This window comes from Microbacterium sp. K41 (genome assembly GCF_004794395.1).
GTDB lineage: Bacteria > Actinomycetota > Actinomycetes > Actinomycetales > Microbacteriaceae > Microbacterium > Microbacterium sufflavum.
Map to the genome: position 1 here is coordinate 1 of NZ_SSDO01000317.1, position 8,415 is coordinate 8,415.

The window sequence follows — 8,415 nt, forward strand, 5'->3', positions numbered from 1 at the left end:
GCCTCGGCGACCACGGCGGAGGCGGCCGCGCGCTCGCCCTCTCGCACGTGCACCTGCGCGCGCTCCAGGCGGAGCACCGCGCGGAAGGTCACCGGCACGTCGTCGCCGTCAGCGCGGCGCAGCGCCTCCTCCACCTTCTCCGGTCGCGGGTCGAGCAGGGCATCGAGAATCAGCCCCCAGGCGTCGTGCTGCAGCTGGTCGGGCTGCGCCAGCCAGGCGTCGCGGATCGTGGCCGAGGCCGCCTCGACGTCGACCCCCCGGGACCGCAGCTCCGCGATGATCGCCCCGCCCTCCAGCAGCAGCCGACGCTGATGCAGCAGCGCCGGCTTCTCGTCGTGCACCATCGCGAGGATCGCGTCGAGCGCACCGGTGAGGTCGCCCTCGCTCTGCGCCACCGCGACCGTCATCGTCACGAGGTCGTACCAGATCTGGCGCTCAGAGCCGCCGGTCTCCTCGAACGCCGGCCGCCACTCGCGCAGCATCTCCGCCGCCTCGGTCGACCGGCCGCGCCACGCCAGCACCCGCACGCGCGTCATGCTCATGTACATGCGGAACACCCGCAGCGTGCCCTGCACGAAGTCGCGCGACAGCATCTCCTCGACGCGGTCGATCTCGCCGAGCTCGAGCAGCGGGACGATCATGTTCTGCGCCATGATCGTGCCCGACGTGCGCTCGACGCGCAGCTCCCGCGCCCGGCGCAGCCCCGCTTCGGCCACCGCGACCGCCTCCCGGTACCGGCCGAGCAGCGTCAACAGGTCGGAGTAGTTCACGCGGTAGCGCATCTCGGCGGTCGAGCCGTCTGCCAGCACCCTGGCCCGTTCGAACTCCCGCACGCCCGCCTCGACGGCGCCGAGGTGCGCCAGTGAGCCGCCGCGCATGTTCGCTGCGATCGACTGCTGGTCGCGCGACCCCGCGGCCGCGGCCCGGCGCTCGGCCTCGTCGGCGAGCCGGATCGCATCCTCCCGGTCGCCCGCGATCATCAGGCGACCGGCGAGCTGGTTGAGCAGCTCGGCGCGGAACGCCTCATCGGGCACGTGCTCCTCTGCGATGGCCAGCGCCTCGCGGAGCAGCGGCACGGCCCCGAGCCGCCCCAGGTTCACCAGGTACAGCGCCTTGTTGCGCAGCAGGCGGGCGTGCAGTCGCGGGTCGACCGTCGTCGCATCGACCTCGGCGAGCGCGACGTTGGCCACCGCGAGAGCGCGCTCCCCGTCGCCCGCGTTGCGCAGCACCGACCCGAGCACGTGCAGCAGTTCCAGGCGCCCGAACCCCGTCGCGGCGGCGGCGTCGGGCACGAGCGGCCACAGCTCGAGCACGAGCTCGCCGAAGCGCGCAGCACTCGCGAAGGCATACTGCGCCTTGGCCTGCCGCATGGCCTCGGCGGCGGCCGTGATCGCGCGACGGTCGTCTTGCGCGAGCTGCCAGTGATACGCGAGCGCGGCGGCATCGCCCCGGTCGGCGGCCCCCTCGCTCTGCTCCTCCAGCGCCTCGGCGTAGGCGCGGTGCAGGCGGGCGCGCTCCCCCGGGAGCAGATCGTCGTGCACGGCCTCGCGCAGCAGCGCGTGCCGGAACCGGTAGTCGTCGTCTTCTACCACGATGATGCCGCTGCGGGCGGCCTCGCGCAGGGCCTCGTCGAGACGTTCCTCGGGCAGCCCGGCCAGGCGCGTGACGAGCGGGTGGCTCAGGGGACGCTCGGCGCCGGAGATGACCCGCACCACACGCCCTGCGTCGTCGCCGAGACGGTCGAAGCGTGCCAGCAGCAGGTCGCGCAGGCTGTCCGGCAGCGGGCCCTGGGAGCACCCGGCGATCTCCTCCACGAAGAACGGCACGCCTTCGGCCCGCACCTGCAGCCGCTCGAGCGCGGACGGCGACGGAGCGCGTCCGGTGATCTGCTCGACCAGCTCGCGGACGGCCTCGTCTTCCAGGCGCGACACCGTCAGCCGCTCCAGCAGCCGCGCCCTCGTGGCCTCGCCGATGAAACGGCTCACCGCGTCGCCGCGACGCACGTCGTCGGTGCGGCACGTGATGAGCAGCAGGATGCGACCGCGGTTCCACGCCCGCAGCAGGAACGACAGGATGGCCAGGGTCGAGTCGTCGGCCCAGTGCAGATCTTCCACCACGAGCACCTGCGGCGACTCCTCCGCCGCGGCCTCGACCAGTGACGCCACGGCGTCGCGCAGACGCTCCGGGCTCGTGCGCTCGCGGTCGGCGGGGGCGTCGACGAGCTCGGGCAGCAGCATCCCGAGCGCCTCGATGCCCACGCCGACGACCGTTCGCACGCGCTCGACGCCCATCCGCGCCACGATCGACCGGAGGATGCCGGTGAGAGGGCCGAACGGCATGCGCGACGCGCCCAGGTCGAGGCACCATCCGACATGCACGTCGGCGGCGTTCGCGACCTCGGCGCCGAACTCGCGCGCCAGGCGGGACTTGCCGATCCCGGCCTCGCCCTCCACCAGCACGGCCGCGGGCACGCCGTCGCGCGCTCCGTCGAACAGACGGCGCACCTCGGCGAGCTCGGCGTCTCGCCCGACCATCGCGGCGCTGGGGGCTGGGGCCATGCCTCCATCGTCCCACCCACCGCCGACATCGGGGTCGCGGTGCGGGAACGGCAGCAGGACCGCGTCGGTCACCGGGCGACCGCGGGCTCGCACGGTCGGCACTCGCGCTCCGCGACAGCCGTGCGCGACACGACCCCGCGCTGCACGAGGCGACGCAGCAGCCGCCGCACGGGCCCGTCCGCCCGCGGCACGATCTGGTCCGCGTGCTCGATCAGGCGGCGGCGCTGCTCGACGGCCGTCGCGATGCGCTCCTGCTCGTGAGCGGTCACCTGCTGGGTCAGATAGGGATGCTCGAACATGATCTCTCCTCGGCGGTTCGGTGTATCCCTACACTCCGCTCTGAGGCCCCACCGCCACATCGGACGGATGCCCTATCTTCCGCACACCCCGGCGCGACACCCGCCTAGGGAGGGGCGACGACGGAGGCGGTCCGCGCGACGGGCATGCCGTCGAAGCGAGAACTCATGCGGCGGGCGGCCCGCTCATGACCGCGTGGACGGCGAGGCGCAGGGTCTCCTTCTCGGCATCGACGCGCACCGTCTCGGAGGGCAGCGCGCGTTCGGTCGCGATGCCCGACGTCACGGTGGCGAGGAACCGCGCGCGCTCCTCGATCCCACCCGCAGCGATCGCACCCTCGTCGACCAGGGTCGTCAGCCACTGCTCGATGCGGTGGCGCCCCATCCGTTCGAGCGCGAGGTAGGTCGCGGCTTGGTCCTCGGAGGGAGGCGTGGCGACGTACGCCTCGTAGAGCGCTCCCCACTGCTGCCTGGCGCGTTCGCCCACGCCCACGTGGGAGAGAAGCAACTGCAGGCACGCGGTCAGGCGCTCTTCGGGCGTGAGGGAGCGATCGCCGATGGGGTCGTCGGGAATCTCCAGGTCGTACATCCCCGCGACCACCGTCTCGATGAGTTCCCGCTGGGTGGGGAAGAAGTGCCGCAGCGAGCCGGTGCTCACCTGGGCACGCGCAGCCACGCCCCGCACGCTCAGTCGAGCCGTGGGGTTCTCGCCGAGCATCGTCGCCGCCGCGATGAGGATCTTCGAGCGGGTCCCCGGCTCCTTCGATTCAGCGCCCATGCCCGCCTTCCGCAAACCATCGATCTATCACAGTGTGATAGCTTAGCCCCTCGTTCACTAGCACGCTGTACTAATCGAGACGAGGACCGCGACGATGGGAATCGCGAACTGGCGCAACCGCCGCGTCCGCCACGGGTCAGGAGAACCACTGCGGCGGTACCGCTGGTGGCAGATGTTCAGCCGATCGCTGCGCTCGATCACCCTGGCGTCACCGGACGGCACGGCATCCATCTACACCGTCGACGTGCGCCACGGGGGTGACATGACCGACGGGGAGGTCCGCGCCCGCCTCTACGTCGACGGCGCACTGCGGTCGTACGCGAAGATGCCCACCCGCTTCGCGGTGCCCGGCGGCCACATCGAGGTCGCGATCACCGGCTTCGGGCTCAAGCGGTGCCATTACGTGCGCCCAGACGGCACCGAAGAACAGCTGTCACCCGATCCGCGATCGGCCGAGGGGCGCCGCGCCCGCCTGCACCACCGGCATCCCCGGGCGAGCCGTGCGATCGGCCTCATCTCCCTCACCCTCGTCGTCGTCGGACTCTGCGTCGAGGTTCCCCAGATCATCGAGGCTCTTTCGCAGATACCGCTGATCGCCGCATCGGTGGGCACCTTCACGTCGCCCATCCAGCTCCCCCTGCACATCAATCTGCTCATCGGGCTCGCGGCCGTCGCCGGCAGCACGGAGCGGGCCCTGCGGATGCGATCGAGCTGGATCGATGAACTCGCCAGTTGAGACCCCACGAAAGGAAACACCATGAGGAACCGCTCGCCGATCCGCAGCCGACGGAGGAACGATCATCGACGGCGATGGGTGGCACCGGTCGCCGCTGTCACCGCGGTCGCATCGCTGCTGCTGGCCGGCTGCACCGCCGCGACGCAGGACGACCGGGACGCCGCGCCCGAATCGGAAGCCGTGCAGGACTCGGACCTCGAGCGGTACAGGGGGCAGGAGCTCGACTTCGGGGCCTGTGACCCCGCGCTCGTGAGGTCTCAACCCGCCGTCCCTCAGGTCATCGATGCGGCGGAGAGCGCCGAGTGCGCGATGCTCACGGTGCCCCTGGATTACGGGGACCCCGCGGGTGAGACCATCGAGTTGGCGGTGGCCCGCATCGCAGCCACCGGCGAGGACCGCATCGGCTCGGTCGTGCTGAATCCCGGCGGACCAGGCGCGGCGGCGACGACGTTCGCCCCTCTGGTGGCCGCCCTGTGGTCGGGCGGGCCCCTCACCGACCGCTTCGACATCGTGGGCTTCGACACCCGGGGGGTCGGCCTCAGCCGCCCCGCCGTCGATTGCTACACCGACGACGAGCGAGACGCCGACGCTCCCCTCGCGGCACTCGGAGAGTGGACGGACGATTCCGCCCGCGAGATCGTCGAGAAGTGCGCCGACGGCACGGGCCGAGGCGATGTGCTCGCCCACCTCGGAACCCGCGATACCGCTCGCGACATGGACATCCTCCGAGCCGCGCTCGGCGACGAGAAGCTCACCTTCGCGGGTGTGAGCTACGGCACGCGCCTCGGAGCGGTCTATGCCGAGATGTTCCCGCAGAACGTCCGCGCCCTCGTCCTCGACGGCGCGGTCGACCCGCTCAAGAACACCCGAGAGCGTCGGATCCACCTCAGCGAGGGGCTGCAGGCGTCCTTCCAGCGCTTCGCCGACTTCTGTGCGGCCCAGGCCGATTGCCCTCTGGGCGCCGATCCCGCACGGGCGACGAGCGAGGCGCAGCGCCTCCTGCGGCCGCTTGTCGATGAACCGCTGATCGCCGCCGACGGCCGCGAGGTCGGCTTCCTCGCCGCCGGCGAAGGCATCGTCGCCGGGCTGTACTCCGAGGCGAGTTGGCCCGCGATCGTGGCAGGGCTGGCGGAGCTGAAGGCAGGTCGGCCGGATGCCCTGCTCGCGCTGCGCGACGGGTCATATGGCCGCTCCGAGAGCGGCGAGTACACGAACTCGTACGAGGCGCTCTTCGCGATCAACTGCCTGGACGAAGAACGCTTCACCGCCGAGGAGATGGCGAGGCTCGGCGAAGACCTCAACGACGCCGTGCCGTTCCTCGACCCGGGGACAACTCCCCCCACCCAGGACGGCTGCGAGTACTGGCCGTCCGAACCGACACTCGGCTACCCCTACGCGACGGACATCGACGGGCTTCCCGAGGTGCTCGTGGTGTCGGCCACGGGAGATCCGGTGACCCCTCACGACGGAGGCATCAGCCTCGCCGACACCCTCGGCGCCCGACTGCTCACCGTCGACGCCAACCAGCACGGCACCATCGTCTCCCGCAACGAGTGCATCGACGAGATCGTCGCCGACTACCTCGTCGACCTCGAACTCCCCGAGGACGGAGCGCGCTGCGCGCTGTGACCTCCTCCCTGGCGACGCCTGGTCCCTCGCCTGCTGCTCGCGCACGGCGAGGGACACGGGCACACCTCTCACTTGCTGTCGATGTGACCGATCGGATGGCCGCCGTCCGTGAACGCGGCGCGAGCAGCGGGCCAGCTGGTGTCGTCGACGTGCAGAGCGGTCCGCAGGTAGGCGGTGCTCATCCGCTGGATGACGGCGACCCGCTCGGGGTGCTCGTCGGTGGTCTCGGCGACGTCGTACCCCACGATGCCGCCGAGGGAGTGCTCGGCACCGTGGAGCGTGAGGAGATCCGTCGCACCGGGGCTGTGCGTATAGGCATCGGTGAACCAGTCCGGTCCGCGGCTGGACATCGCGGACTGGTCGTGGTCTCCGGCGACGACGAGGGTCGGCGTGCGAAGCTCCGCGAAGGACGGACGCATGAAGGGGAAGTTCGTCCGTGCGAAAGGGTGAAGGTGGTCGCCGCCGACACCGGTCGCCGCGAACAGGATGCCTGCGGTGACGCGTCGGTCGGACATGTCGTCGCCGACCGTGCCCGAGTCGTCGACGATCCGCGCCCCGAGCACGGACTGCGCGGTCTGTCCGCCCCAGGAATGACCGGTCGCGGCGACGCGCGTGCGATCGATGCGGCCGGAGAGACCGGGAACGGCGGCCTCGATGGTGTCGAGCTGGTCGAGGATGCGAGTGAGATCCGTGATCCGTTCGGTCCAGATCGTGGGGAACACCGGGTGATCGAACCCGAACCCGTTGCGGCGCGAGTCCAGATGCGTCGGCTGGATCACGACGAACCCGCGGGAGGCCCAGAACGCGGTGAGCGGCGCATACCCATCGAGGTTCCAGCCGTTGCCGTGGGAGAACAGCACGACGGGAAGGTTCGATCCCGTCGCGGGAGCGGACACCCGCACGTCGAGGGGAACCGCTCGGCCGGGCGCGGACACCGCCACGGGAGCGACGGAGACGACCGCGCGTCCGGCACCGATGATGCCGTCCAGCGTGTCGACGATGGATGAGGTCACGGCGAGTTCCTTTCCGAGGGGTGCAGCGCTCTGCGATAGTGGATATCGGAGCGCTGTTCCGCAACATTACGGAACAATGCTCCGTAATGCAAGCGAGCGCCGTCGAGGGAACCGGAGCAGGACATGAGCGAGGTCGAGAGCGAGCCGTCGCACGATGCGCGGCCGCAGCGAGCGGGTCGCCCGCGCCGGAGCGAGCAGGCTCTGCTCGAGGCGGCGGCAGCAGTGTTCGTGACGTCCGGGGTCGATGCTCCGGTCCGAGAGATCGCAGCGAAGGCGGGAGTCGGCGTCGGGACGATCTATCGTCACTTTCCGACGCGTTCCGAGCTGGTGGTCGCGGTGTACCGGCACCAGGTCGAAGCGTGCGCCGACGCCGGTCCCCGCCTTCTTGCGGAGAGCGCGACCCCCGAAGCCGCCTTGCGGGCGTGGGTCGCCCTGTTCGTGGAGTTCCTGGTCACCAAGCATGGCCTGCCCGGCGCACTGCAGGGCGACAGCGCCGGATCCGACGCCCTGCACACCTACTTCGTCGACCGTCTCGTCCCGGTGTGCGCCTCGCTCCTGGAGGCAGCGCGCGGGTCCGCGGAGGGGACGCCCGCGATCGATGCGTACACCGTGCTCCGAGGCATCGGGAACCTCTGCATCGGCGCGACCGGCGACGCGCGGTACCGGGCTGCCGACCTGGTGCAACTGCTCATCTCCGGGGTGCTCGCACCCGAAGCTCGCTGACCCCCTCGTCGAGCCGGCGTCAGCCCGCGCGCAGCGGCGAGCGCCGGGCCGAGGGACGCGACGTCTCCGGCACCAAAATCGCCAGCACGCGCACGAGCGTCGTCAGCCACAGCAGCCCCAGCCCGACCACGATCGCCTCGAGCGCCGTGACCGCGTACAGCCCGAACGGCAGCCACAGCACGACCGCCACCACCACGAGCACGCCCACCGCGATCGACGTCGCCACGAGCGCCGTCGGTCGCCCCGGTACCGCGACCGTGGTCAGTGCCGCGGCGGCCAGGAACAGCACGAGCGCTGCGAAGGCCGCGATGTCGTGCGGCAGGGGTGCCCTGTACAGGGGCAGCAGCCCCACGGCGGCGAGCGCCGCACCCGCGGCCGCCCACAGGCCCACGATCACGGCGATGCGCGGCAGGGCGTCGTCGCCCCGCAGGCGGTGCAGGTCACGGCCGATGTACGCGCCGACCGCGGCGACGAGCAGCCCGGCAACCACGAGCGTGCCGTTGAACGCCCACCCCACGCCGAGCTGCGAGAAGTTCTCCTCCCACCACCGCGGGTCGACCGCCGTCACCATCGCGAACAGCGTGCCGATCACCAGGAAACCGAACAGGAGCCCGGCGAGGTCGGCCGTGCGCAGCCCGACCCCGGCCCCGAACGCGAACCGGCCGCCCACGGCCGCCGCGAC

8 protein-coding genes are annotated in these 8,415 nt (G+C 71.5%); 3 read left to right on the plus strand and 5 right to left on the minus strand.

Annotation, left to right across the window (positions count from 1 at the left end; translation table 11 throughout):
* The 3 genes from DW309_RS09235 to DW309_RS09245 all read right to left on the minus strand — a co-directional run.
* Window positions 1-2,630: ATP-binding protein (locus DW309_RS09235; RefSeq protein ID WP_136045202.1), on the minus strand; the 2,630-nt coding region annotated here is incomplete at its 3' end.
* The gene (locus DW309_RS09240; RefSeq protein WP_136045203.1) at window positions 2,627-2,857 is read right to left on the minus strand and encodes a hypothetical protein; all 231 of its coding nucleotides are present in this window, start codon (window positions 2,855-2,857) and stop codon (window positions 2,627-2,629) included. The genes DW309_RS09240 and DW309_RS09235, both read right to left, overlap by 4 nt.
* A 163-nt stretch (window positions 2,858-3,020) precedes the next feature.
* A complete protein-coding gene (locus tag DW309_RS09245; protein WP_136045204.1) occupies window positions 3,021-3,632 on the minus strand; it encodes a TetR/AcrR family transcriptional regulator in 612 nt (203 codons plus the stop codon).
* A gap of 94 nt (window positions 3,633-3,726) precedes the next feature.
* Between DW309_RS09245 and DW309_RS09250 the strand changes: the two genes are divergently transcribed.
* Together DW309_RS09250 and DW309_RS09255 are read left to right on the plus strand one after the other, a co-directional pair.
* Window positions 3,727-4,368, plus strand: a complete 642-nt coding sequence (locus DW309_RS09250) for a hypothetical protein (RefSeq protein ID WP_136045205.1) — start codon at window positions 3,727-3,729, stop codon at window positions 4,366-4,368.
* Between the two features lie 21 nt (window positions 4,369-4,389).
* Window positions 4,390-5,997 (plus strand): alpha/beta hydrolase, encoded by a 1,608-nt coding sequence (locus DW309_RS09255; RefSeq protein WP_136045206.1) that lies wholly within the window; start codon window positions 4,390-4,392, stop codon window positions 5,995-5,997.
* 68 nt (window positions 5,998-6,065) lie between these two features.
* On the opposite strand, the gene DW309_RS09260 is transcribed toward DW309_RS09255, so the two are convergent.
* Window positions 6,066-7,010 (minus strand): alpha/beta hydrolase family protein, encoded by a 945-nt coding sequence (locus tag DW309_RS09260; RefSeq protein WP_136045207.1) that lies wholly within the window; start codon window positions 7,008-7,010, stop codon window positions 6,066-6,068.
* A 123-nt stretch (window positions 7,011-7,133) separates the two neighbouring features.
* Here DW309_RS09260 and DW309_RS09265 point away from each other — a divergent pair, with 123 nt between their 5' ends.
* A complete protein-coding gene (locus tag DW309_RS09265; protein ID WP_136045208.1) occupies window positions 7,134-7,733 on the plus strand; it encodes a TetR/AcrR family transcriptional regulator in 600 nt (199 codons plus the stop codon).
* A gap of 19 nt (window positions 7,734-7,752) precedes the next feature.
* Here DW309_RS09265 and DW309_RS09270 read toward each other — a convergent pair.
* The coding region (locus DW309_RS09270; protein ID WP_136045209.1) for a DUF998 domain-containing protein at window positions 7,753-8,415 on the minus strand (663 nt) is incomplete at its 5' end.